The organism is Streptomyces sp. NPDC048018 (assembly GCF_043202995.1).
In the GTDB taxonomy this organism is placed as follows: Bacteria; Actinomycetota; Actinomycetes; order Streptomycetales; family Streptomycetaceae; genus Streptomyces.
The window spans coordinates 87,584-110,812 of record NZ_JBIDBK010000004.1 but is presented as its reverse complement, the minus strand read 5'-3'; the positions used below and the strand labels follow the sequence as shown (position 1 = coordinate 110,812).

Annotated in this window: 18 protein-coding genes and 2 pseudogenes; 8 read left to right on the top strand and 12 right to left on the bottom strand. The window is 74.1% G+C overall.

What is annotated here, in order from left to right:
- Positions 1-18: 18 nt before the first annotated feature.
- From ACGF1Z_RS16365 to ACGF1Z_RS16355, 3 genes are all read right to left on the bottom strand, one after another.
- The gene (locus ACGF1Z_RS16365) at positions 19-2,403 is read right to left on the bottom strand and encodes a PQQ-binding-like beta-propeller repeat protein (RefSeq protein ID WP_393004407.1); all 2,385 of its coding nucleotides are present in this window, start codon (positions 2,401-2,403) and stop codon (positions 19-21) included.
- Between the two features lie 106 nt (positions 2,404-2,509).
- On the bottom strand, positions 2,510-3,007 hold the full coding sequence (greA, locus tag ACGF1Z_RS16360) for a transcription elongation factor GreA (RefSeq protein WP_393004405.1): 498 nt from the start codon (positions 3,005-3,007) through the stop codon (positions 2,510-2,512).
- A 201-nt stretch (positions 3,008-3,208) separates the two neighbouring features.
- Positions 3,209-3,610: a DUF4307 domain-containing protein gene (locus ACGF1Z_RS16355; RefSeq protein ID WP_393004403.1), complete on the bottom strand. Its 402-nt coding sequence runs from the start codon at positions 3,608-3,610 to the stop codon at positions 3,209-3,211.
- A 96-nt stretch (positions 3,611-3,706) separates the two neighbouring features.
- Between ACGF1Z_RS16355 and mca the strand changes: the two genes are divergently transcribed.
- Both mca and ACGF1Z_RS16345 read left to right on the top strand, forming a co-directional pair.
- Positions 3,707-4,588: a mycothiol conjugate amidase Mca gene (gene mca / locus ACGF1Z_RS16350; RefSeq protein WP_393004401.1), complete on the top strand. Its 882-nt coding sequence runs from the start codon at positions 3,707-3,709 to the stop codon at positions 4,586-4,588.
- Positions 4,581-4,814, top strand: a complete 234-nt coding sequence (locus tag ACGF1Z_RS16345; RefSeq protein WP_393004399.1) for a hypothetical protein — start codon at positions 4,581-4,583, stop codon at positions 4,812-4,814. Before mca ends, ACGF1Z_RS16345 begins: the two co-directional genes overlap by 8 nt.
- A 256-nt stretch (positions 4,815-5,070) precedes the next feature.
- Here the strand turns inward: ACGF1Z_RS16345 and ACGF1Z_RS16340 are convergent, their stop codons facing one another.
- The gene (locus ACGF1Z_RS16340) at positions 5,071-8,235 is read right to left on the bottom strand and encodes a tetratricopeptide repeat protein (protein ID WP_393004397.1); all 3,165 of its coding nucleotides are present in this window, start codon (positions 8,233-8,235) and stop codon (positions 5,071-5,073) included.
- Positions 8,236-8,563: 328 nt separating this feature from the next.
- Here ACGF1Z_RS16340 and ACGF1Z_RS16335 point away from each other — a divergent pair, with 328 nt between their 5' ends.
- Complete coding sequence (locus ACGF1Z_RS16335) at positions 8,564-8,959, top strand: rodlin (RefSeq protein WP_365347908.1); 396 nt, start codon at positions 8,564-8,566, stop codon at positions 8,957-8,959.
- Between the two features lie 211 nt (positions 8,960-9,170).
- Positions 9,171-9,248, top strand: a pseudogene (locus ACGF1Z_RS16330) (hypothetical protein); the annotation flags it as partial.
- 307 nt (positions 9,249-9,555) lie between these two features.
- Here the strand turns inward: ACGF1Z_RS16330 and ACGF1Z_RS16325 are convergent.
- Entirely contained in the window at positions 9,556-10,122 is a 567-nt protein-coding gene (locus ACGF1Z_RS16325; protein ID WP_393004395.1) for a Uma2 family endonuclease, read from the bottom strand.
- A 232-nt stretch (positions 10,123-10,354) separates the two neighbouring features.
- Here ACGF1Z_RS16325 and ACGF1Z_RS16320 point away from each other — a divergent pair, with 232 nt between their 5' ends.
- The gene (locus ACGF1Z_RS16320; protein ID WP_393004393.1) at positions 10,355-12,379 is read left to right on the top strand and encodes a thioredoxin domain-containing protein; all 2,025 of its coding nucleotides are present in this window, start codon (positions 10,355-10,357) and stop codon (positions 12,377-12,379) included.
- A 24-nt stretch (positions 12,380-12,403) separates the two neighbouring features.
- Here ACGF1Z_RS16320 and ACGF1Z_RS16315 read toward each other — a convergent pair whose 3' ends face one another.
- Positions 12,404-13,444, bottom strand: coding sequence for an LCP family protein (locus ACGF1Z_RS16315; RefSeq protein WP_393004391.1), 1,041 nt, complete (start codon positions 13,442-13,444; stop codon positions 12,404-12,406).
- A 118-nt stretch (positions 13,445-13,562) separates the two neighbouring features.
- Between ACGF1Z_RS16315 and ACGF1Z_RS16310 the strand changes: the two genes are divergently transcribed.
- Positions 13,563-13,766 (top strand): hypothetical protein, encoded by a 204-nt coding sequence (locus ACGF1Z_RS16310; protein ID WP_393004389.1) that lies wholly within the window; start codon positions 13,563-13,565, stop codon positions 13,764-13,766.
- Positions 13,767-13,935: 169 nt separating this feature from the next.
- A complete protein-coding gene (locus ACGF1Z_RS16305) occupies positions 13,936-14,169 on the top strand; it encodes a chaplin (RefSeq protein WP_393004387.1) in 234 nt (77 codons plus the stop codon).
- An 82-nt stretch (positions 14,170-14,251) separates the two neighbouring features.
- Here the strand turns inward: ACGF1Z_RS16305 and ACGF1Z_RS16300 are convergent, their stop codons facing one another.
- A complete protein-coding gene (locus ACGF1Z_RS16300) occupies positions 14,252-15,502 on the bottom strand; it encodes an ATP-grasp domain-containing protein (RefSeq protein ID WP_393004385.1) in 1,251 nt (416 codons plus the stop codon).
- Between the two features lie 157 nt (positions 15,503-15,659).
- Here ACGF1Z_RS16300 and ACGF1Z_RS16295 point away from each other — a divergent pair.
- A pseudogene (locus ACGF1Z_RS16295) lies at positions 15,660-16,805 on the top strand (glycoside hydrolase family 26 protein); the annotation flags it as partial.
- A 624-nt stretch (positions 16,806-17,429) separates the two neighbouring features.
- Here the strand turns inward: ACGF1Z_RS16295 and ACGF1Z_RS16290 are convergent.
- From ACGF1Z_RS16290 to murJ, 5 genes are read right to left on the bottom strand one after another with little or no spacing between them, the layout of a single operon-like run.
- On the bottom strand, positions 17,430-18,596 hold the full coding sequence (locus ACGF1Z_RS16290) for a GNAT family N-acetyltransferase (RefSeq protein ID WP_393004383.1): 1,167 nt from the start codon (positions 18,594-18,596) through the stop codon (positions 17,430-17,432).
- Entirely contained in the window at positions 18,593-19,222 is a 630-nt protein-coding gene (locus tag ACGF1Z_RS16285; RefSeq protein WP_393004381.1) for a lipopolysaccharide biosynthesis protein, read from the bottom strand. Before ACGF1Z_RS16285 ends, ACGF1Z_RS16290 begins: the two co-directional genes overlap by 4 nt.
- Positions 19,223-19,232: 10 nt before the next feature.
- Positions 19,233-20,408 carry a glycosyltransferase gene (locus tag ACGF1Z_RS16280; RefSeq protein WP_393004379.1) on the bottom strand — a complete coding sequence of 392 codons (1,176 nt, stop codon included), beginning with the start codon at positions 20,406-20,408 and terminating at the stop codon, positions 19,233-19,235.
- Entirely contained in the window at positions 20,405-21,190 is a 786-nt protein-coding gene (locus ACGF1Z_RS16275) for a polysaccharide deacetylase family protein (RefSeq protein ID WP_393004377.1), read from the bottom strand. The genes ACGF1Z_RS16280 and ACGF1Z_RS16275 overlap by 4 nt, the downstream gene beginning before the upstream one ends.
- Positions 21,102-22,934 (bottom strand): murein biosynthesis integral membrane protein MurJ, encoded by a 1,833-nt coding sequence (murJ, locus tag ACGF1Z_RS16270; protein ID WP_393005618.1) that lies wholly within the window; start codon positions 22,932-22,934, stop codon positions 21,102-21,104. The genes ACGF1Z_RS16275 and murJ overlap by 89 nt, the downstream gene beginning before the upstream one ends.
- Positions 22,935-23,229: the final 295 nt, after the last annotated feature.

The window sequence follows — 23,229 nt, the reverse complement described above, 5'->3', positions numbered from 1 at the left end:
AGTGGTCCTTTCGACGGGCTACTTGGGCAGTTCCACGGCGACCGCGACGCCCTGGTCGTAGACGATGTAGGCGACCCCGCCGACCGGCAGCACCTCGGGCGCCCGGATCGCGTCCGCGAACGACGGCTCCACCGAGAACTCCGCGGGCGGCCGCGCTCCGGGCGCTCCGGGCACCGGGGTGACGTCGAGCCGCAGGGGCTTCCCGTCCCTGCCGAGGCGCACCGTGTACAAGGAGGAGAAGTCGGCGAACACGACCCGGCCGTCCACGAGCAGCGGGGCCGACAGGGCCTGCTGCAGGCCGTCCGGAGCGTCCTTCGTCGGGAAGGAGCCGAGCTTCGCGCCGTCCCGCGGACCGTAGAACGTGAGGCCGCCCTTGCCGTCGTCGTCGAAGCCGGCCGCCACCCGATCGGTCACCAGCGCCGTGTGAAGGCGCTTGCCCGGGGCGGGAACGCGGCCCTCGGTGGCCAGGGTGGCCGCGTCGAGCGCGAACAGGAGCGCCTTGCCGTCGGCGCCCGCCTCGTAGCCGGCGCAGTAGGCGTGGCTGCCCAGCACCTTGATCGTGTCGCAGGTCCAGGCCTCGCGGTCGACCTGGCCGCGCGTGGCACCGGTCTTCGCGTCGAGGGCCACGAGCCCGCCGTCACCGAGGGCGTAGACGACACCCCCGGCGTACGCGACGGGTTCGAAGTCCCGGAACTCGGCGCGCGAGAGCGAGGCGTTGGTGAGGGACTTCGACCACAGCCTGCGGCCGTCCGCGACGGCGTACGCGGTGAGGGCGACGAGCGACAGGTTCTGGCCCTCCGACGCCTGGGTGGACACGAACACCGTTCCGTCGGCCACGACCGGCCGGCTGAACGCGCCCTGCTGGGCGAAGGCCGGCTTCTCCCAGCGCACGGCGCCGGTGCGGACGTCCCTGCCCTGCACCCTGTCCTCCGCCGCCAGGACGGCGGTGCCCTCGTACACCGTGGGCCGGGCCGCCTCGTGCGCGATGAAGACACCGCCGCTGGGGCCGATCCAGCTGCGGTTCTTGCGTGGATCGCCGCCCAGGGAGGCCTCCCACAGCTTCCTCCCGCTCGCCGGATCCAGCGCCTCGTACCGCCCGTCCGTCGTCCGGCAGACCAGCGCCCTCTCGTTCGCCGAGCAGCCGAAGGCCGGCGCCGACAGCTTCGCCCGCCACGGCTTCCACCCGGCCGGGCGCTGGGCGGCGTTCTGGGGGACGACTCCCGACGCGTCGGCGAGGCCGCGGTCGTCGACGCCGGAGACGCGGGGGCCGGCGGGCGGGGCGGCCGTCACCGGCTTCTCCGGGGCGGCCGGGGCCGGCCACAGCAGGTACGCGCCGAGGGCGCCGCCCAGGACCGCCAGGGCCGCCGCCGCGGCGACCAGCCCCCGGCGCCGGCGCTCGGGGGCGGGCGCCGGGGGCGCGGCCGGCGCGAGGGTCGGGGCGAAGTGCAGGCCCGCCGGGCCGGACGTCACCACCGGGGCGGGAGCCGCCGGGACCTCCAGGAGCGGGCCGCCCGCCGCGACGAGCTGGGCCAGCTCCCGGCCGTACTCGCCGATGTGCTCGCGGACCGGCTCCGGCCAGGCCGGGAGGCGCCCGTCGGCGCCGCCGAGAAGGGCGGCCAGGGCCTCCGGGGCGGGGCGGGCGTCCGGGTCGCGGGACAGGCACGCGGCCACCACCGGCCGCAGTTCCTCCGGCACCCGGTCCAGGTCCGCCTCCGCCTGCGAGACGCGGTAGAGGACGGCCGCCACGGGGCCGTCGCCGAAGGGGTCCTCGCCGGTCGCCGCGTAACAGAGGAGGGAGCCCAGGCAGAAGACGTCCGACGCGCCCGTCACCGTCCGCGCACCCGCCACGTGCTCGGGCGACATGAAGGACGGGGTGCCGACCATGAGACCGGTCGCCGTCATGGTCGTGGCGCCGCTCGCCCGGGCGATGCCGAAGTCGATCAGGCGCGGCCCGTCGGCGGCGAGCATGACGTTGCCGGGCTTGAGGTCGCGGTGCAGCACGCCTGCCGCGTGCAGGTCGGCGAGGGCCCGGGCGATGCGCGCGCCGAGCGCCCGGACCGTGGCGACGGGCAGCGGCCCGCCGCGCCGGACGGCCTGGGAGAGGCTGGGCCCGGGCACGTACGCGGTGGCCAGCCAGGGCGGCTCGGCGTCGGCGTCCCCGCCGACGGGCGCGGCGGCGTACGCGCTGTCGACCAGGGCGGCGACCTTGATCTCGCGGCGGAAGCGGTCGCGGAAGGCGGGGTCGCCCGCCACGTCGCGCCGTACGGTCTTGACGGCGAAGAACGCGCCGGACGCGTCCCGCCGGGCCAGGTACACCTCGCCCATGCCGCCGGCGCCGAGCCGGGCCAGGACCTCGTACGGTCCGATCCGTCGTGGCGTCCCCTCGCGCAGCGGTCCCAGCATCTGCCCCGTCCCCCTTCACCGGCCGACGGCGACGATCATTGCATGGGCATGACGAAGGGCCGGCCCCTTCTCCGGGGTCCGGCCCTTCTGCCTGGTCGAAAGAGGCTCAGCCGGTGTACGGCTTCGCGCTGAGGATCTTCACCATGGCCATCTTGCCGTTCGGCAGCTCGTACTCCGCGTCGTCACCGGCCTTCTTGCCGTTGACGCCGACGCCCAGCGGGGACTGCGGGGAGTAGGTCTCGATGTCACCGCTCGCGTACTCGCGGGAGGCGAGCAGGAAGGTCATCGTGTCGTCCTCGTCGCCGTCGAAGGCGATCGTCACGACCATGCCGGGCTCGACGATGCCGTCGTCCGCCGGGGCCTCGCCGACCTTGGCGTTCTGCAGGAGCTGCGTGAGCTGGCGGACCCGGAGCTCCTGCTTGCCCTGCTCCTCCTTGGCGGCGTGGTACCCGCCGTTCTCCCGCAGGTCGCCCTCCTCGCGCGCTGCGGCGATCTTGGCGGCGATCTCGGTACGCGCGGGACCCGACAGGTACTCAAGCTCGTCCCTGAGCTTGTTGTACGCCTCCTGGGTGAGCCAGGTGACGTTGTCGCTGGTCTGGGTCACAGGTGCTCCTCGTAGGTACTGGATATACAAAGCATCGCCCAGCGCGGAAGGCTGCCTCTTCAGCATGCGCCTTTCGAGCGGGCGAAACCACGAGCCTAACAATGAGTGGCGAAAAGCGGGAGGACATACACCACGGGATTCGCGTCACCCCAGGTCACCGGGGTGACCCGCCGAGGCTCATCCCCGGGTCCCTACCCACCGCTACCGGGCGGTACACCCGATGAGCTCGGCGCTGGTGGCGTTCGCCGTGGTGCGGATCGAGTAGACCCGGTCCAGGCGGTCGCCCGGCTCGTCGATCCGGACGTCCTTGCGGCCCACCTCGGCCCCGTCCTCGGAGCGCGAGCGCAGCGTGCAGACGCCCCTGGCGTCGGCGTCCTTGCGGATCTCCAGATGGACCTGGACCTCGTCGGCGCTCACGACGTCGAACTTGATCATCTCTGCGCTGATCTTGTTGTCGACGACGTAGTACCAGCCGAACCAGCCCATCACGACGAGGAAGACCGCGCCGAGCACGGCGCCGACGATCTTCAGCGTGCGATCCGCGCGCTCGTCCGCGGAGCGCCCGTAGCGCCCCTCGGGCAGGCCCTCGCGCACCGCGCTCATGGTCGTTCCTCTCGCCGCAGGGGTGCCGGAATTTTCCCACCCCCGATTCCGTCACTATAGAGACCTCCCTAGGCGACGAATCACTGAGGATGAGTCTTGACTGAGCAGCTGCGACTGATGGCCGTTCACGCCCACCCCGACGACGAGTCGAGCAAGGGCGCGGCGACGATGGCCAAGTATGTGTCCGAGGGGGTGGAGGTCCTGGTGGTGACCTGCACGGGCGGCGAACGCGGCTCCATCCTCAACCCGAAGCTCCAGGGCGACCCGTACATCGAGGCGAACATCCACGAGGTGCGCCGCAAGGAGATGGACGAGGCCCGCGAGATCCTCGGCGTCCGGCAGGAGTGGCTGGGCTTCGTCGACTCGGGCCTGCCCGAGGGCGACCCGCTGCCGCCGCTGCCCGAGGGCTGTTTCGCCCTGGAGGACGTCGACACCGCCGCGGGCGAGCTGGTCCGCAAGATCCGCGCCTTCCGTCCGCAGGTCGTCACGACCTACGACGAGAACGGCGGCTACCCGCACCCCGACCACATCATGACCCACAAGATCACGATGGTGGCCTTCGACGGCGCGGCGGACAGCGAGAAGTACCCGGAGGCCGAGTTCGGCCCGGTCTTCCAGCCGCTGAAGCTCTACTACAACCAGGGCTTCAACCGTCCCCGCACCGAGGCGCTGCACCAGGCCCTCCTCGACCGGGGCCTGGAGTCCCCCTACGGGGACTGGCTGAAGCGCTGGGACGAGTTCGAGCGCAAGGAGCGCACGCTCACGACCTTCGTGCCCTGCTCGGAGTTCTTCGAGATCCGCGACAAGGCGCTGATCGCCCACCGCACCCAGATCGACCCCGACGGGGGCTGGTTCCGGGTGCCCATGGACATCCAGCGGGAGGTCTGGCCGACCGAGGAGTACGAGCTCAGCAAGTCCCTCGTCGCCAGCAGCATCCCCGAGAGCGACCTCTTCGCGGGCATCCGGGACAATGCCTAGCATGAGCGCACACCTCGCACTGACCCAGCTCGCCCCGCTCGCCGCCAAGGAGCTGGACGAGAACAAGGTCACCCCCGGCGTCCTCGGGTTCATCGTCTTCGCCGTCCTGGCCCTGGCCGTCTGGGGTCTGATGAAGTCGATGAACCGCCACATGCACAAGATCGACTTCGCGGAGGCCCCGGACCCGGCCACCGCCGGCGCGGCTCCCGAGAGCGCCCAGAAGTAGCGCCGGGCGCGCGTACGGGCCCCGGGACCGCCCGGGGCCCGTACGAGCGCTGTCCCCGGCCGGCCCGCACCCGCGCGCCCCTGGCCCACCGGGCACCTCCGGACCGGGCCGGGCACACGGCCCGGCCCGGCGCGTCCCGGTCCGGCCTGAGGCGTACGGCCCGGCGCCCCGGTCCGGCCCGTGGGGCACGCTCCGGCGTCCCGGCCCGGCCTGAGGCGTACGCCCCGGAGCCCCGGCCCGGCCCGTGGGGCGCGCCCTACGCCGTCTCCACCGGCACGCCCAGGACCTCCCGCGCCTGCCGTCCCGGCACCATGCCCAGGGACCAGGCCTGCCAGCCCGCGTCCGGCGGAGTGCCCCGGTCCAGGACCAGGGCGTACGCCTCGGCGCAGTCCTCCAGGCGCGGGTCGCGGGCCGGATGCCGGGATGCGGCCAGGGACGCGAGCTCCTCCCGGGCGGCTACCGGGTCGGGCAGCAGCGTGCAGCGCAGGAAGCGGGCCCAGTCGGCGCCCCTGCGGTCGCCGTACGAGGCGAAGAGCCGGTCCGCCTCCCCGCACAGTTCGAGGGCCTGCGTGCCGCGGCCGTTGCCGGCGTCGACGATCGCCAGCTCCAGGCAGGTCCAGGCCTCGCCGTGGGCCACCCCGATGCGGCGGAAGTCGGCCCGCGCGTCCATCAGGAGCTGACGGGCGAAGCCGGAGTTGCGCAGATTGCCGGTCCGGGCGGCCCGCTGGTCGCGGGTGACCCGGCCCGCATGATGGCGGGCGCATGCCAGGCCGTAGACGTCGCGCATCCGGGAGAACATGGAGCGGGCCCGCTCCAGCTCCCGCACCGCCTGGTCCCGGTCGCCCCGCTCCTCCAGGGCGTGCCCCAGGTAGTACAGCGTCCACGCCTCGCCCCGCGCGTCCTCCTGCTCCCGGTGCCGGGACAGCGCCTGGCGCAGCCCGTCCACCGCCGCGGCCGCGTCCCCGTCGACCAGCCGAGCCCGGGCCAGCTGGGTCAGCGCCCACGCCTCGCCGCGGCCGTCCTGCGTCCGCCCGTACTGGTCGAGCGCCTGCCGCAGGTCCTCCTCCGCCCGTGCCACGTCGCCCGTGCGCAGCGACACCTGGCCCCGCTGGAAGTGCGCCCAGGCCTCGCCGTGCAGCGACTCGTGCTCCTGGTGCAGCGCGAGCGCCCCGTCGAGCAGCGTCAGGGCCTCGGCCAGATTCGACCGGTCCCGCTCGACCGCCGCCAGCGCGTGCAGCGTCCAGCCGCGGTCGGCGGCCAGCGACGCCGGCTCCTGGAGCGCCAGCGCCTCCCGCAGCCGGGCCGCCGCCTCCGCCAGATTGCCCTGGTGGTGCAGGGTGATCCCGAGCGAGCAGAGGGCGAGCGCCGCGCCCGCATCCTGATGGGCCTCCTGATAGAGGGACACCACCGAGGTCAGCGTCGTCCGCGCCTTGTCGAGCTCCCCCAGCTGCCGGGCCGCGATACCCGTCCGCCACTGCACGGACCGGGACAGCAGGCCCTGCCCCACCGCGTCCGTCAGCTCGTTGATCTCGCCCAGCCGGTACAGGTCCCCGCGCAGCAGGCAGTAGTCACACAGCGCGCCCAGCAGATCGAGCACCGTCTGCTGGTCGACGCCCTCCGCGTGCCGCAGCGCCGCCGTGATGAAGCTGGACTCCTCGTCGAGCCAGCGCAGCGCCGCCTCCAGCGACCCGAAACCGTGCCCGTCGAAGCGGCCGGCACGCGTCGACATCTTGCCGTCGACCATCCGGATCACCGCGTCCGCCAGCTCCGCGTAGTTCCGGATCAGCCGCTCCTGCGCCGCGGCGACCTCCGCCGGGTCCTCCTCGCCGGCCAGCCGCGCGGCCGCGAACCCCCGCACCGCGTCGTGCAGCCGGTAGCGCTTCCCCCGCACGTGGTCGAGCAGCCCCGCCCTCGCCAGCTCCTCCAGCAGCCGGGCGCCCTCCGCGCCCGTGCCGCCGAGCAGCGCCGCCGCCGCGGCCGCCCCCAGCGACGCCCGCCCGGCGAGCGCGAGCCGCCGCAGCAGCCTCCGCCCGTCCTCGTCGAGCACCTGCTCGTAGCCCACCGCCAGCGCCCGCTCCACCGGGCCGGCCTCCGCGCCGGCCGCCTCCAGGAACGCGCCGACGTCCGCCACGGTCCGCCCGCCGAGCACCGCCCCCGCCGTCCGCAGCGCCAGCGGCAGGCCCCCGCACAGCTCCCGCACCCGGTCGAGGTCCGCCCCGCCGGCCGGCCCCCCGACGCGCGCCGCCTCGCCGAGCAGTTCCTCCGCGCCCGACGCGTCCAGCGCCGTCACCGGCAGCAGGTGCACCGAGGCCGGCACGTCCGCGCCCAGGTCGAGCGGCTCCCGGCAGGTCACCAGCACCAGACTGTCGGAGCGTTCCGGCAGCAGCGCCCGCACCTGCTCCGCGTCCACCGCGTCGTCCAGGATCAGGGCCACCGCGAGCCCCGTCAGATGCCGGTGGTACAGCTCGGCGAGCCGCCGCACCTGCTGCTCCGCCGACGCGCCCTCCCGGAACAGCAGCTGGTCGCGCGGCGCACCCAGCCGGTTCAGCAGGTGCAGCAGCGCCTCCCGCGTCGAGAGCGGCTTCCCGCCGCGCGTCGCACCGCCCCGCAGGTCCACCACACAGGCCCCGCGGAACTGGTCCCGCAGCGCGTGGGCCGCCCGGACCGCCAGCGTCGTACGACCGGAGCCGGACGCCCCGGACAGCACGACCACCGTCGGCCGGGTCGTCGTCGCCGCCCGGCCCGCCTGCACCCACCGGGTGATCTGCGCCAGCTCCGCCCGCCGCCCCGCGAACGGGCCGTCCGGCGCGGGCAGATGCCCGAAGGACTGCTCCAGGACCGTACGCCTCCGGGCCGCCGCACTGCGGTCCGTGCCCCGCAGGCGCTCCACCACCTTCTTCGGCGACTGCCCCGCCGTCCCCGGCAGCACTCGCTGCTGCTCCAGGAACGGGCGCACGCCGCGCACCTCCAGGGCCGTCAGCCAGCGCAGCCGCAACTGCTCGACCCCGCCCGGCCGGCCGGCCGCCCCGGCCCTGCGGTGCGCGGCCACCCGGCGTCCCGCCCCGGCCCTCAGCGCGGCCGCCGCCGCACCGGCCACGGCGACCACGGCGCCCGCGCCGAACGCCGTGCCCGCCGCCGTACCGAGGGCCAGGTCACCGCCGACCGCCGCGGCGGCCGCGACGGCCGTCACCACGGCGGGCGTCCTCAGGTCGGCCGGCGCGGCCGGGCCGGCCTCCGCCGCCTCCACCGCCCGCAGAAAGGCCGCGTACTCCTCCGCCGAGGACTCCGCGATCGTGTCGAGCGCGGCCCGGCCGCGCGACAGGAGTGCCGCCGCGTCCAGGCGACCCCCCGAGTGCCGTACCTCTTCCTCGACGGCCCGTGCCAACAGCCGCTCGGCTTCGGCCCGGTGGCTGTCCCGCATCCCCGTTCCCCCTCCGCTCGCCGGCCCCGCCCGTGCCGCGCCCGCGGCGCGCCCGGATTCGCTCCCGGCTCGAACAGTCCGGCCCCAAGTGTCCTGCGCGAGCCGCGCCGAAGCGAGGGATCGGCGCCACGGGCCGGTGATCCCAAGGGATTCCGCCCCGCCGGGCAGCCCACCGAACGGCTGGCCGTCGACCTCCCGTCCGATGGCGTTCATGTGCTGAATACCGCGTCCGAGTGACGCCCCGGAACCAATCCTTCCCGGGGGAGTTGATCAGGACGCTTCGGTCAACGGAGCAGTTCCGGGCCATCGAGCTCAAGAAGGAAGACTCGTGATCAAGAAGGTTCTTGCTACCGCTGCTGTTGCGGCCACCGTCGCCGGCATGTCCGCGACCACGGCGATGGCGGCCGGCAACGACGGCGGCAGCGCCAACATCATCGGCAACCAGTCGAAGCAGTCCATCGGCAGCAACTCCACCGGTGGCTACATGAGCCCGAACTTCGGTCTCGTCAACGGTGGCGTCCTGCACTGCTTCGACGTCCAGAAGGTCGAGGCCCAGGTTCCGATCGGCGCCCTCATCGGTGTCCCGATCGCCGTCCAGGACGTCCTCGGCAACCCGATGTCGAACCAGACCTGCACCCAGAACTCCGTGCAGCAGAAGGGCGACGACGCCCTGTCGCACATCCTGGGCGAGGTCCTCTCGCAGAACGGCAACGTCGGCGGCTGATCTCCGCTGCCGCGTCGGGCGGCCCCGTTCCTCGCAGAGCCAGTGCGAGGAACGGGGCCTTCCCCGTATCCGTGCCCCGTTCGCGCCCGGCCCACCCGTGGCGTACGGGCGGTGTTTCCCCCGGACGCGAGCTTCCCGCGTGCGCGAGGACGGGGACATGCCGAACAGCCCATGAGACCTCCCCTGCCTCCTCCAGCACGCCGACACCCCGGTGGACCGGTGGCCCTGGTCGGCCGAGGCGTTCGAGGAGGCCCGGCGGCGTGACGACCCGGTGCTCCTCAGCGTCGGCACGACGTGGAGGTATGGATCGTCAAGGACGGCAAGGTCGTCGCCAGTGATCACGACGACGTGGTGATCCGCTGACGACGCCACGCGATCAGGGTGACGGGCATGAAGCGGGGGTGGCTCCCCACGCGGCTCGTCCCCGGCGAGAACGTACAGGCCGGCACCTGGCCGAAGCTGTCCACCCTCCCTCCGGACCGCCTACGACGGGTCCGGTCCGAGCTGGGGGCCGATGCCCAGAGGTCCCCGGTTGCGGACATGCCTCAGCCCACAGGGCGTCGGAGGCGCCGAGGGCGCGGGCGATTCCTCGTTGCTCACAGGGCCCCGAGGTCGACCGTGACAGGGAACGGCGCGGTGGCCTTCACGGTGCCGGTGAACACCTCGCCGTCCCGGTAGGCCCTGGTGGCCGGGTCGAGGACGTAGGTGTAGACGATCGGAACGCCGGTGGCGGCCTGCTCGATGCGCCAGTAGAAGGGGATACCGGCTTTGGCGTACTGGTCCACCTTCACGATGCGGTCGGTGGTCTCCGAGCCGGGCGACACGACCTCGACGACCAGGAGCACGTGCTCGGGGCGGGTGGGCGTGAGGTCGATGGTGTCCGCCCGGTAGACGATGACGTCCGGACGGCGGTTGGTGAGCGGCACGTCCTGCAGGCGGACGTCGAAGTCCGTGTCTGCGTTCCAGTCCGGGCCCGCGGCGGCATCCAGGGCGTTGGCCAGGAGGCGGGCCAGCCGGTTGTGCCGCTTGGAGGCGCTCGGGCTCACGACCACCATCCCGTCCACGATCTCGATGCCGGCGCACTGCTCCTCGGACCAGGAGTCGTACTGCTCCGCGCTGATCTGCGAGTGCATCCACGCGGGCGCCACCATCTCGGCGGACATGGAGTACCTCCTTCGAGGATGCGGTGCTGCCCGACTCAGCGTACTGCCCGCTTCCAGCCGGGCACCGGCTTCTGGCCGCGGCAGAACCTCCAGCGTCCGCAGGGGCGGCGTGGGTACACAAGGGGCGATCCGTATGCGCCACGTGATGGCGCATGAGTGCAGATCGGCCGAGCAGGGCGAGGGCTTCCGGGTCGAACCGGCAGGACCGTGTCGGCGTGAGAGGCTGGGTCGTATGAACCGGTTGGCTGGTGTGACCTCGCCTTATCTGCTTCAGCATGCTGACAACCCGGTCGACTGGTGGCCGTGGGGACCCGAGGCGTTCGAGGAAGCGAAACGGCGCGATGTACCCGTTCTGCTGTCGGTCGGCTACTCCGCGTGTCACTGGTGCCATGTGATGGCCCACGAGTCCTTCGAGGACGAGACCACCGCGGCCCTGGTCAACGAGCACTTCGTGGCCGTCAAGGTGGACCGCGAGGAGCGCCCCGACGTCGACGCCGTGTACATGGAGGCCGTGCAGGCCGCCACCGGTCAGGGCGGCTGGCCGATGACCGTCTTCCTCACCCCGGACGCCGAGCCCTTCTACTTCGGCACCTACTTCCCGCCCGAGGCGCGGCACGGCATGCCGTCCTTCTCCGACGTCCTCGACGGCGTCTCCCGGGCCTGGACCGAGCGCCGCGACGAGGTCGACGAGGTCGCCGGGAAGATCGTCAGGGACCTGTCGGCCCGCTCGCTCGCGTACGGCGGCGACGGAGTGCCCGGCGAGTCCGAGCTCGCCCAGGCCCTGCTCGGCCTGACCCGCGACTACGACGCCACCGACGCCGGCTTCGGCGGGGCGCCCAAGTTCCCCCCGTCGATGGCGCTGGAGTTCCTGCTGCGTCACCACGCCCGCACGGGCGCCGAGGGTGCGCTCCAGATGGCCGCCGCCACCTGCGAGGCGATGGCCCGCGGCGGCATCTACGACCAGCTCGGCGGCGGCTTCGCCCGCTACGCCGTGGACCGCGCGTGGGTCGTGCCGCACTTCGAGAAGATGCTGTATGACAACTCGCTGCTGTGCCGCGTGTACGCGCACCTGTGGCGGGCCACCGGCAGCGACCTGGCGCGCCGGGTCGCCCTGGAGACCGCCGACTTCATGGTCCGCGAACTGCGCACCCCCGAGGGCGGGTTCGCCTCCGCGCTCGACGCGGACAGTGACGACGGCGGTGGCAGGCACGTCGAGGGCGCCTATTACGTGTGGACCCCCGGGCAGCTGGCCGCCGTCCTCGGCGAGGACGACGCCCGCTACGCCGCCCGGTACTTCGGCGTCACCGAGGAGGGCACCTTCGAAGAGGGCTCCTCCGTGCTCCAGCTGCCGCAGGACGCCGGGGTCGCCGACGCCGAGCGGATCGCCTCGATCAAGGAGCGCCTGCTGGCCGCCCGGGACGAGCGCCCCCGGCCCGGCCGCGACGACAAGATCGTCGCCGCCTGGAACGGCCTCGCGATCGCCGCCCTCGCCGAGACCGGCGCCCTCCTCGACCGCCCCGACCTCGTCGACCGCGCCACCGAGGCCGCCGACCTGCTCGTCCGGGTCCACCTCGACGACTCCGCCCGGCTCACCCGTACCTCCAGGGACGGCCACGCGGGCACCAACGCCGGGGTCCTGGAGGACTACGCGGACGTCGCCGAGGGCTTCCTCGCCCTCGCGTCCGTCACCGGCGAAGGCGTGTGGCTGGAGTTCGCCGGCTTCCTCCTCGACATCGTCCTCGACCGGTTCACGGCCGAGGGCGGCGCGCTCTACGACACCGCGCACGACGCCGAGCCGCTGATCCGCCGCCCCCAGGACCCGACCGACAACGCCACGCCCTCCGGCTGGACCGCCGCCGCCGGCGCGCTCCTCTCCTACGCGGCCCACACCGGTTCCGAGGCCCACCGGAACGCCGCCGAGGCCGCCCTCGGCGTGGTCAAGGCGCTCGGACCGCGCGCGCCCCGCTTCATCGGCTGGGGCCTCGCGGTCGCCGAGGCACTCCTCGACGGGCCGCGCGAGATCGCCGTGGTCGGCGCCCCCGACGACGAGGGCTTCCGGGCCCTGCGCCGGACCGCCCTGCACGCCGGCAGCCCCGGTGCGGTCCTCGCCGCCGGGCTGCCCGACGGCGGGGAGTTCCCGCTGCTCCGGGACCGTCCGCTGGTCGGCGGCCGGGCCGCCGCCTATGTCTGCCGGCACTTCGTGTGCGACGCGCCGACGACGGATCCGGAGCTGCTCGCCCGCAAGCTCGGGGGCTGACGGCACGACCCGCGGGGCGGGGCCTCAGGGGCAGAGGGCGGACGCCCCTCCGTAGGGCGCGTACTCGCCCCAGCGGGTACTGCTCTGCGGTACGGGGCGCGCCTTCGGCAGGCCCTTGTCCGCGCCCAGCCGCGAGAACACCTCGTCGGCGTACTCGACGTCCCAGGAGACCGTGGCGCCGATGCCGGGGATGAGCGGGTTGATGTTCTTGATCGGCACGGTGGCGAACTCCGTTCGCGCGGGGGTGAGGTTCCGCAGCCGTGCCGCGAGCCCCAGCAGGTCCGCCGTGCTCATCTGGCGCTCGGTCTCCGGCGCCCCGCGCAGGGTCTCGGCGAACCGGCGCAGCGTGTCCGTCCCCAGGGGGAGGCCGGTGCGGAGCTCGCGCAGCGTGTTGACGACGAAGCGCTGCTGCTTCTTGATCCGCCCGAAGTCCGCCTGGCCGTCGGCCTTGCGCGAGCGGACGTACTGGAGGGCCTCGCCGCCGTGGACCCGGCGGGTGCCCGGTGCGAGGTCGAGCCCGGTGCTCGGGTCCTTCAGCGGGGTCCGGGTGCAGATCGGCACGTCGTCGAGGACGTTCACCGCGTCCATGAACCGGCGGAAGTCGATCTCGAGGTAGCGGTGGACGGGGAGCCCGGTCCTCGCCTCCACCATCTCGACGGCGAAGGCGGGCCCGCCCTCCCGCCAGGCCGCGTTGAGCTTCGCCCGGTGCGGGGCGTGCAGCGTGCCGGTGCGCCGGTCGACGTGCTCCGGGAAGTCGCTGAGCGAGTCACGGGGCAGGCTCACCACGCTGACCCGGTCGTACCGGGCGGAGACGTGCACCAGCATCATCACGTCCGTACATCCGCAGGCCTTGCCGCCCAGGAAGTACTTCTCGCGCTCCGCGGGGGTCACCCCGGCCCGGGAGTCGATGCCGACGAGCAGGATGTTGAGGCCCTTCGAGGGGGCCGGCAGCGGAGCCGGTGCCGCGGCGAGTGCGCCGGAACCGAGGGCGGCGAGCGCCGTGGTCAGGAGCAGCAGCCGTCGGCCGCGGCCGCGACTGCGGGGGCGGGCGTGCGCGGAATTCATGCCGGAACGTTAATTCGGGCGGTCTCGCACACAGGTACGCGACGCGGCGGGGACCGGTCGAATCACTCTCCCGTCGGCGCTGTGTCATGATGCCGGAACCCCAGAGGAAGGAGCGAATATGGCGCCCGATCCCGGGAAATGGGAGCGGATGGCCTTCATTCCGAAGAGCCGATATGTGCCCGACCCGCCACCCGCCGACAGGGAGCCGTTTCCGGTCTATTCCCTGCTGGCGCACCAGTGGATGAGGGCCGGCCGGGCCGTGCCCGGCATGCCGGACCGCGAGTGGGAGCGGCTGATGAGAACACCTATCTGGCCGCATTGAGCGGTGCAGGGCAATCCAATGGAGTGAACGAGGCAGTTCGCGACAGCAGCCGGTTTCTTTTTCGTGGCAGGGTCGTTGGCAACTGTGCAGTGGAAGGCGGGGGCGCTTGCGTACCCGCACATCACGAAAGCCGTGAATTCTCTTCCGCCGCAGAAAGGATCCAGACGAAATGAAGTGCAAGAAGGCTGCGGTCGTCGTCGCCGGTCTGCTCATGGCCATGGGTGCCGCCGCTCCCGCGATGGCCGACTCGTACGCCGAGGGCGCAGCCATCGGCTCCCCGGGCGTCCTGTCCGGCAACGTGGTCCAGATCCCGATCCACGCGCCGATCAACGTCTGCGGCAACAGCGTGAACGTCATCGGTCTGCTCAACCCGGCGGCGTTCAACACCTGCGTCAACGCCTGACGCCGCGCTGCTCCGGCGTCCGCCGGAAGGGGCCGGCCCCGGGGAGTGTCCACCACGCTCCCCGGGGCCGGCCTCCGGTGTGTCAGGGGGCGCCGGGCGGCAGGCGCGCCGGACGCCGGACACGGAGTCTCCGGCGGAGCGTGAGCAGCCCTCTGCGCAGGGCGTGGGCGCACCAGAGCCGCAGCATCGCGAACGCGGGGGCGAGGTCGTCGACCGCGAACCAGGCCGTCTCGCGGCCGCTCCGGTCCGCCGCGTACCGGCGGCGCGGCGAGGAGAGGCACGACATGACCGCGTAGTTCTCCACGACGAAGCGGCGTCCGTGGGCGGGGAGGTACGCGGGCACCGGACGGCCGGTGAGGTCCAGGTGCATGGCGCGGACCACGTCGAGCCCGTTCCGGTCCGCGAAGAGCCGGAACTGGGCGCCGGGGCGCGGGTTGAAGTCGAGCAGGTGGTAGGCGCCGGTGGCCCGGTCGAGCCGGAAGTCCAGGTCGCACACGCCCCGGTAGCCGAGCGCCGCGAGCAGTTCCCGGGCCAGGGTGTCCACCGCGGGGTTGGGCGTCCAGCGCCCCACCGCGGTGAGTCCGGCCCCCTCGGGCCAGGAGCGCTCCTTGCGGCCGGTCGCCCCGGTCGGGCAGCGGCCGGCGGAGTCCACGTATCCGTGGAAGAACCAGTCGAGTCCGCGCCCGGCGGGCAGCAGCCGCTGGAGCAGCAGCCTGCTGCCGGCCTGCGGGGTGCGCGCGTACAGTGCGCGGACCTCGGCGAGCGAGCCCAGGACGGCGGTGCTGTGCAGCCCGCCGCCGGCCGGCAGCAGCCAGGGACGGCTCCACTTGGCGATCACCGGGATGCCGAGCGCCCGGGCCATCGCGGCGGCCTCGTCGGTGCTGGTGGGGACCTCGGTGCGGGGGTGGGGCAGGCCCAGGGTCCGGCAGGTCCGGGCCAGCTGCACCTTGTCGGAGACCCGGGCCAGCTGCTCGGACGACTGGTCGGGCAGCAGGAAGCGTCCGGCGAGCTCGGGCCGGCACTCGGCGAGGGACACGGCGGCGATGTCGTCGAGGGCTACGAGCAGTGCGGGACGTGACGTGGTGCCGGACAGCTCCCCGGAGACCCGCAGCAGCAGCCGGGTGAGCTCGGCCGGCGAGGGCAGGGCGGGGCGCGGGTGGGCGCGGCGGAGGTAGCGGGAGCGGGCGACGGGCCCGGTGGGGGATTCGACCACCGCGTGCACCGCGATGCCCGCCCGTCCGAGGGACCGCACGGCGCCGAGCGTGCCGTGGTGAAAGGGATGGTCGTCGAGTCGCACGAGGACCGCGGGGACGCGGGTGTCAAAACTCGGCACGGCATGTCCTTCGTCTCGAGTGCCCCAACTGGGCGATGAAATCCACTGATGGACTATTGATCAGGTCGCGGCGGAGTTCTCGGTCGGCTCATTAGGAATACTTTCGGAACATCAGATTGACGGTCCATCACGTGGCGCGAGAGAGAGAAGGCCTGCCATGGGCATCCGAAAGCGAAGAAACTCCAGAGCATGGCTGGGGGTGTTCACCGCCGGTCTCCTCGCGTCAGGTTCTGTCGTGCTGTCGTCCCCCGCTCACGCTCGCGCCGCCGCCGCATCCGAATCCGTAACGACCCGGGACCCCCGACCGACTCTGTCGGGCGCCATGGGAGCCTTCCTGGAATCCGGACCGATCGGGGTGGCCCGGATCGCTCAGCTGGAACGGTGGCTCGGCGGTCATGAGCTGCGGGTCGGTCACACGTACCTGCCCGGCGACCTCTGGTCCAACATCGAGGGCCCGCCCGGCTTCCTGGACGCCTGGGCGGCCTGGCGGAACGAGCGCGCCGACCGCATGTTCGTCCTGAACGTGCCGATGCTGGAGCGGAACGAGGCCGGCGTCTCCGACCAGGAGGTGCGCCGCCAGCTCCGGCTGGGCGCCGCCGGCCGCTACGACCACCACTTCCAGCGGCTCGCCGAGCGCTTGGTCGACCTGGGCGCCGCCGACACGGTGATCGACCTCGGCTGGGAGATGAACGGCACGACGTACACCCACCGGTGTGCGCCGGATCCGACGGCCTGGAAGGGGTACTGGACGCGCATCGTGACCGCGATGCGTTCCGTGCCGGGGCAGGAATTCCGTTTCGACTTCAATCCGAGCCGGGGCCGGGACGCGATTCCGTGGACGGAGTGCTATCCCGGTGACGACGTCGTCGACATCATCGGGATGGATTCGTACGACCAGCCGCCGGGATCCAGCTTCGACGAGCACGTACGCGAGCCGTACGGCCTGCAGGCGCAGGTCGATTTCGCCGCCGCGCACAAGAAGCAGATCTCCTATCCGGAGTGGGGCCTCTTCCGGAACGGCGACAACCCGGAGTACATGCGGCGGATGCTCGCATGGATGACGGAGCACCGGCCGCTCTACCACACGATCACCGACTACTGCCCGCACGGCGTCTGGCAGTGCGACGACAACCCGCAGTCGTCGGAGGTCTTCCGCCAGATGCTGTACGGCGCGGAGCCGCAGGTCCCGACCGAGCCGACGGACCCGACGGAGCCCACGGACCCGACGGAGCCGACCGAGCCCACGGAGCCGACCGAGCCGACCGAGCCGACCGAGCCCACGGACCCGACGGTCCCTGAGCCGAAGCCGGAACCCAAGCCGGAGCCCAAGCCGGAGCCGAAGCCCGAGCCGAAGCCGGAGCCGAAGCCCGAGCCGAAGCCGGAGCCGAAGCCGGAGCCGAAGCCCGAGCCGAAGCCGGAGCCGAAGCCCGAGCCGAAGCCGGAACCCAAGCCCGAGCCGAAGCCCGAGCCCAAGCCGGAGCCGAAGCCCGAGCCGAAGCCGGAACCCAAGCCGGAGCCGAAGCCCGAGCCGAAGCCGGAGCCGAAGCCCGAGCCGAAGCCGGAACCCAAGCCGGAGCCGAAGCCCGAGCCGAAGCCGAAGCCGGAGCCGAAGCCCGAGCCCAAGCCCGAGCCGAAGCCGGAACCCAAGCCGGAACCCAAGCCTGAGCCGAAGCCCGAGCCCACCTGCTGGACCCTGAACCTCGGTTCATGGATCCAGAACTGGATCGGCGCCCCGATCTGCGTCCCCAAGGACGACTCCTGGAAGGACCTCTGGAAGGACGCCCTGAAGGAGCCGGTCAAGAAGCCCGTGAAGCCCGTGAAGCCCGTCACGACGCCGGGCGGTCCGGGCCTCGACTGGAAGGGCGCGCTGAACGGGGTCTGGCCCTTCTGACCCGTTCCCGGCGGCTCCCCGCGGCGGCGGAGGGACTCACCCTCCGCCGCCGTTCGGCGTCCCGGGCCGCCGCCGGCCGAGCAGCCGGCCCACCCACGCGCGCTCCCGCGCCTGCCGGGCCAGCAGGCGCCGGCCCTCCGCCGCACCGGCCCGCAGCCACAGCAGCGGGGCGGTGGCCCGTCCCGCGAGCATCAGGCGCTGGTTGGGCACGGTCTCGGGCCGCCAGTGGTGCTTGTACGGTTCGGTGCCGCGCAGCATGCTCAGCGTGGCCCGGCCGCTCGCGCTGGTCTCACGCGCCCCGTGGCGCAGCAGCATCGCCGCCACGTCCACCTTGCGGGCCCGCAGCGCCGGATCGGCGCCGTAGAGGTAGCCGCCCGCGAGCCGCGGCGACATCAGGGTGAGATCGGCGCACACCACGTCGCCGTCCAGGCGGAACTCGGTGACCATCGCGTCGCCGCGCTCGACCATCGGCCGTACCGCCCGCGCCAGGTGCTGGGCGAAGCGCTCGCTGGTGTGCTCGGCGGTGACGCCCCGGCCTCGCCACTGCAGTCGGTGGAGCGCGAGCAGGCGCTCCAGCGCGGCCGGCACCTCGGGGCCGGTGACGACGCGCTCGTCGATGCCGAGCGCGTCGAGCTTGCGCAACTTCGCCCGGACCCGCTGGGCCTTGCCCGAGGGGATGCGGGTGAGCAGCGCCTCCATCGGGACGGCGGGCAGCTCCAGGCACAGCGAGTCCGCGAGCCGCCGCCGCGGGCCGCGCCAGGCCTCGTAGACGCGTTCGAGGGCGGCGCCGGGCCGGACCTCGCGCAGGTCGACCACCGTGCCGCGCGCCGCCCGGGCCAGGGCCGCGGCGAGCGCGGGCACCGCCTCGGGACAGGCGTCGTCGAGGAGCACGTCGGTGAAGTCGGTGATGGCGCCGCCGAGCGGGGTGAGCACCGGCAGCGGGCCCGGGGCCCGCATCAGCGGTGCGGCCGCGACGAGCGTGCCGTCCGCCCGGCGTACGAGCACCACCCGCAGGGCGCCGGGCCGTCCGTACGACAGCCACCACGAGTGCAGCCACGCGTGGGACTGGAACGGCGTCGCGGTGACGCAACGGGCGTACAGCTCGGTCCACTCGGCGCCGAGCCGGCCGAACTCCGCGCCGTCCCGGCACACCTCGGCGCGCAGTGCGGGCGTCGTCCCGGTGAGGGCCGGTCTGCCGGTCACACCGCCTCCGACGCCGGCTGGGCGGCCGTCGACGGACCCGGCACCGTCGCCTGCCGGGAGTGCCGCGCCTCGGCGCGCACGGCCCGCTTCGGCCGGACGAGCAGGCCGAGTCCGCCGAGCAGCCCACCACCGCACGCGCCGACCAGCGCCGACAGGGCCGCGGACGGCGACACCGGGGTGACCGGCTTGGTCGCCCGCGAGAACTGGACGACCCTGACGCCCGTGTTCGCGGCGACGTGCGAGCTGTCGGTGATCAGCGCGCGGGCCACGGCGTCGGCCATCGACACCGCCGTCGACGGCTTCGCCGACCGCGCGGTGATCGAGATCATCGGCGCGTCCGGCGAGGTCGCGGCCTGCACGTCGGAGCGCAGCGTGGCCGCCGGGACCCCGGCCCACACCTGGGCGTCGCCGGTGACCGCGATGTCCGTGGCGACCCGGCCGTACGCCTGGGCGAAGCCGAGCGCGGCCGACGGGTCGGACTTCTCGGCCGGCACGACGATGACGTAGCTGGTCGCCGCGTACTGCGGGGTCTTCACGGCGCCGTAGCCGCCGCCGAGGGCCGCGCCGGCCAGCACGGCGGCGGGCAGCACCATCCAGCGGGCGGGGGCGAGGGGAAAAGGACTCATGGAGCAGCTCTCACTTCACGGAAGGGCGGGGGCCGTGGACGGCCTGGTGGTAGAGGGTCAGCAACTGCCGGGCGCTGTGCGCGATGTCGTAGCGGCGGACGGCCTCGGGCGGCGGCAGCCGGCCCGGCGGGCCGGGGTTCCCGGAGGCGCCGGCGCCCCGGGCGCCGCGCGCCGCGAGCAGTTCGCGCAGCGCGCCGGCCAGCTCGGGCACGTCCGGGCCGATGCGCCGCGCGCCCGGCGCCGCACCGGCCGGCAGGTCGTCGATCGCCGGGCAGGCCACGTACAGCGCGGGCAGTCCCGCGGCCAGCGCCTCGACGACCGCGAGACCGAAGGTCTCGTCGGGGGAGGTGGACACGAAGACGTCCATCGCGGCGAGCAGCGACGGCAGATCGGGCCGCCCGCCCGCCGGGCCCGTCGGCGGGTCGGGGAACGCGCCCGCGAGCAGCACCCGGCCGGCCGCCCCGCACTCCCCGGCCAGCCGCAGCAGCTCCGCCCGCCGGTCGCCCTCGCCGACCAGCAGCAGCCGCGCCTCCGGCACCGACGCCACCGCGCGGACCAGCCGGTCGAAGCGCTTGCCGGCCGTGAGCCGCCCCACCCCGCCGACCACGAAGGCGTCCGCGGGCAGCCCGAGCGCCGCCCGGGTCATCGTGCGGGCGCGCGGGTCGAAGGCGAAGCGGGCCGTCTCGATGCCGTTCGGCACCACCCGGATACGGGACGGGGCGACGCCCCAGTCCGCGAGCCGGCGCGCCACGCTCGGCGACACGGCCACCGTGGAGGTGCCGAGGCGCTCGGTCGCCAGGTACAGCGCCCGGGTGCCCGCCGACAGCGGCCGGCCCTCGATCTGGACGTCGCCGAGGGAGTGCTCGGTCGCGATGACGGACCGCACCCCGGCGAGCCGGGCGGCCGGCCTGCCGTAGACGCAGGCCCGGTACAGGTGGGTGTGGACCAGGTCGTAACCGCCCTGCCGGATCAGCCGGGTGAGCCGGGGCAGCGCGCCCACGTCCCGGTTCCCGGTCATGCCGAGATGGGTGACCGGGGTGCCGTCCGCCTCGATGCCGTCGGCGACCGCGCCCGGGTTGGTCAGGGTCACCACGCCGCTGCGCACCGGCAGGTGCCTCAGCAGCAGCCTCAGCTGCTGCTCGGCGCCGCCGATCCCGAGGCCGGTGATGACGTGCAGCACCTTCACGACAGGACCGCCCGGGCCGGGCCGCTGCGCGCGCGGACGAGATCGGCGGGCCGACGGCGCCGCAGCGGATGCAGGGTCCGTTTCGCGGCGAGCCGCCAGGGGGTGTCCGCCTCGCCGATGTGGATGCGGGGCAGCGCGTAGGCACCGGACATCGGGCCCGGGTCGATCGCGCAGGCGTACGCGTAACCGGCCTTGCGGACGGCCCGTACGCTCCGCGCGTCCACCGCCCCGTACGGGTAGCAGAAGCCGTCCACCGTGTCGCCGGTGATGTCCTCGATCAGCTGCCGGCTCCGCCGGGTCTCGGCGGCGAGCGTGGCGTCGTCGGTGTCGGTGAGGGGGACGTGGTGCAGGCCGTGCGAGCCGATCTCCATGCCGGCGGCGGCCGCCCGGCGGATGCCGTCCTCGTCGAGGAGCTCCTTGCGCGGGCCGTGCGGGTCCCAGGAGTTGGCGCCGCCGAGGCGCCCGGGCAGCACGTACACCGTCGCCGTGAAGCCGTGCCGGCGCAGCAGCGGCACCGCCGACTCCAGGAAGTCGGCGTACCCGTCGTCGAAGGTCAGCCCGACCAGACCGCGCTCCCGCCCCGCGGCGGCCGCCGCCAGCAGCTCCCGCACGGACACCGCGCGCAGCCCGCGGTCGCCCAGCCAGTGCAGCTGCCGGGCGAAGCGCACGGGGGAGACGGTCACCTTGTACGGATCATCGGCGACGTCCGCGATCGAGTGGTACATCGCCACCCACAGGGGAGGCTTCGGCAGCAGACGACGCAGTACGGCCGGTGCGGGCATGGAGGGTCCTCCCACGGGGGAAGCGGGGCAGGGGCGGGATCTCGGGCGCCTTGGCGGCGCACGCGACGAACAGCAGGAACACGCCGGTCACCACCGCGGCTGCGACGGCGACGGCGAGCACGGGCGGGCCGACGAGGACCGAGCTCAGCCATCCGGCCCCGGTGGCCCAGGCGCCGGCGAGGGCCAGCCGCAGCAGGCCCTTCCCGAGCCGCCGCACGTCGACCGGGACGGACTGGCGGTGGGCGCCCGCCAGCAGCATCACGGCGGTCAGGGTGATGCCGAAGGCGTTGGCGCCCGCGATGCCGGCGGCCCCCCACAGATGGGCGCCGGCCACCCCGGTGACGGCGGTCGCGGCGAGCCCGGAGCCCATCGCGGCGGCGGGGTACCAGAGCGGGCGGGCGGCGGAGAAGTAGCAGCGGACCAGGGCGCCCACCATCGTCTGGCCGAGCAGCCCGAGCGCGTACACCCGCATGACGGCGGCCGTCGCGGCCGTGTCGGAGGGGGCGAACGCGCCGCGCTGGAACAGGATCTCGACGATCTGCGGGGCGGCGGCGACCACCGTCGACGCGCCGACCAGCACCACGACCGCCGCCAGCAGCAGATCCCGCTCCACCCGTCGGCGGGCCTCCTCCGCCTCTCCGGCCGCCAGGGCGCGGGCGACGACGGGGAAGCTGACCGTGCACAGCATCAGGGAGAGGATCATCGGCATCTGCGCGACCTTCTGCGCGTAGTTCAGGTGCGAGATCGCGCCCGCGGGCAGCGGCGAGGCGAGGAAGCGTTCGATGAGGATCTGCGACTGCCGGGACAGCGCGAACACGACGACCGGTGCGATCATCCCGAACACGAGCAGCCGCCCGTCGCCCGGCGGGGCGGGCCGCGGCTCCTCGCCGCGGGCCGGCCGGGTCCGCAACTCCCGCAGCAGCGAGGGCGCCTGGACGAGCACCATCAGCACCCCGCCGACCGCCACCCCGGCCGCGGCCGACCGCACCCCGAGCGGTTCGCGCAGCACGAGGGTGGTGCCGATGATACCGACGTTGTACGCCACGTAGATCGCGGCCGGTGGCAGGAACGAGCCGTGCGCGCGCAGCGCCGCCGAGCAGTAGCCGGCCAGCGCGAACGACAGCACGCACGTGGCGGTGAGCCGGGTGCAGTCCACCGCGAGCTGCGGATCGGGCAGGCCGGGCGCGAGCGCGGACACCAGGAGCGGCGCGAGGACGACGAGCAGCGCGGAGACGGCCGCGACCGTGAGCACCAGCCGGGGCAGCGTGGTCCGCACGAGGGCCCGGACCGGGTCCCCGAACAGCGTCCCCGTCCGGCGCGCCAGCGCCCGGGAGAAGGCCGGTACGAGGATCAGCGCCATCGCGTCCTCGATGAGCAGCGTCGACGCGAACTCCGGGACCGTCCACGCCACCAGGAACGCGTCGGTCTCGGCGCCCGCCCCGAAGTACCCGGCGAGGATCTGGTCCCGTACGAGACCGAGCACCGCCCCGACGGCCGTCAGCCCCGCCGTCACCACCGCGGCCCGCAGCAGGAACCGCCCCGACGGCGACCGTCCCCCCTTGCGGCGGGCGTGCCGCCCCCGCCCCGCCGCGGCGTCGCCGGCCGGCCGGGTGCCCGGTGGCGCGCTCCGGGTGGTCCCGAGCAGCGGCGGCCGGGCGTCGCCGTCCGCGACCGGCCGGGCGCCGAGCCCGAGCGGCCGCCCGCCGAGCAGCGGCGGCCGGGGCGCGTCGAGCAGCGCACGCATCTCGGGATCGTCGAGGCGCGGCGCCCGTTCGCGCGCGACCCGCCGGACGGGCCGGGCACCTGCGGGCGGGCGCCCGCCCCGGCCGGGCGCCCGCGCCGCTCGCCGCACACCGGGCCCGCCGCCCTCGCACCGGGTGTCGGTCGGCACGAAGGCCGCCCACGGATCGGCGAGGAGCAGGTCCACGGGCACGTCGGCGGGCCCGAACCCGCCGTCTCCCTCGTCCCGTACGCCGGCGGTGACGACGCCCGCCCAGGGGTCGGCGACGACGGACGCGGCGTGCGGGGTGCCCGGCCCC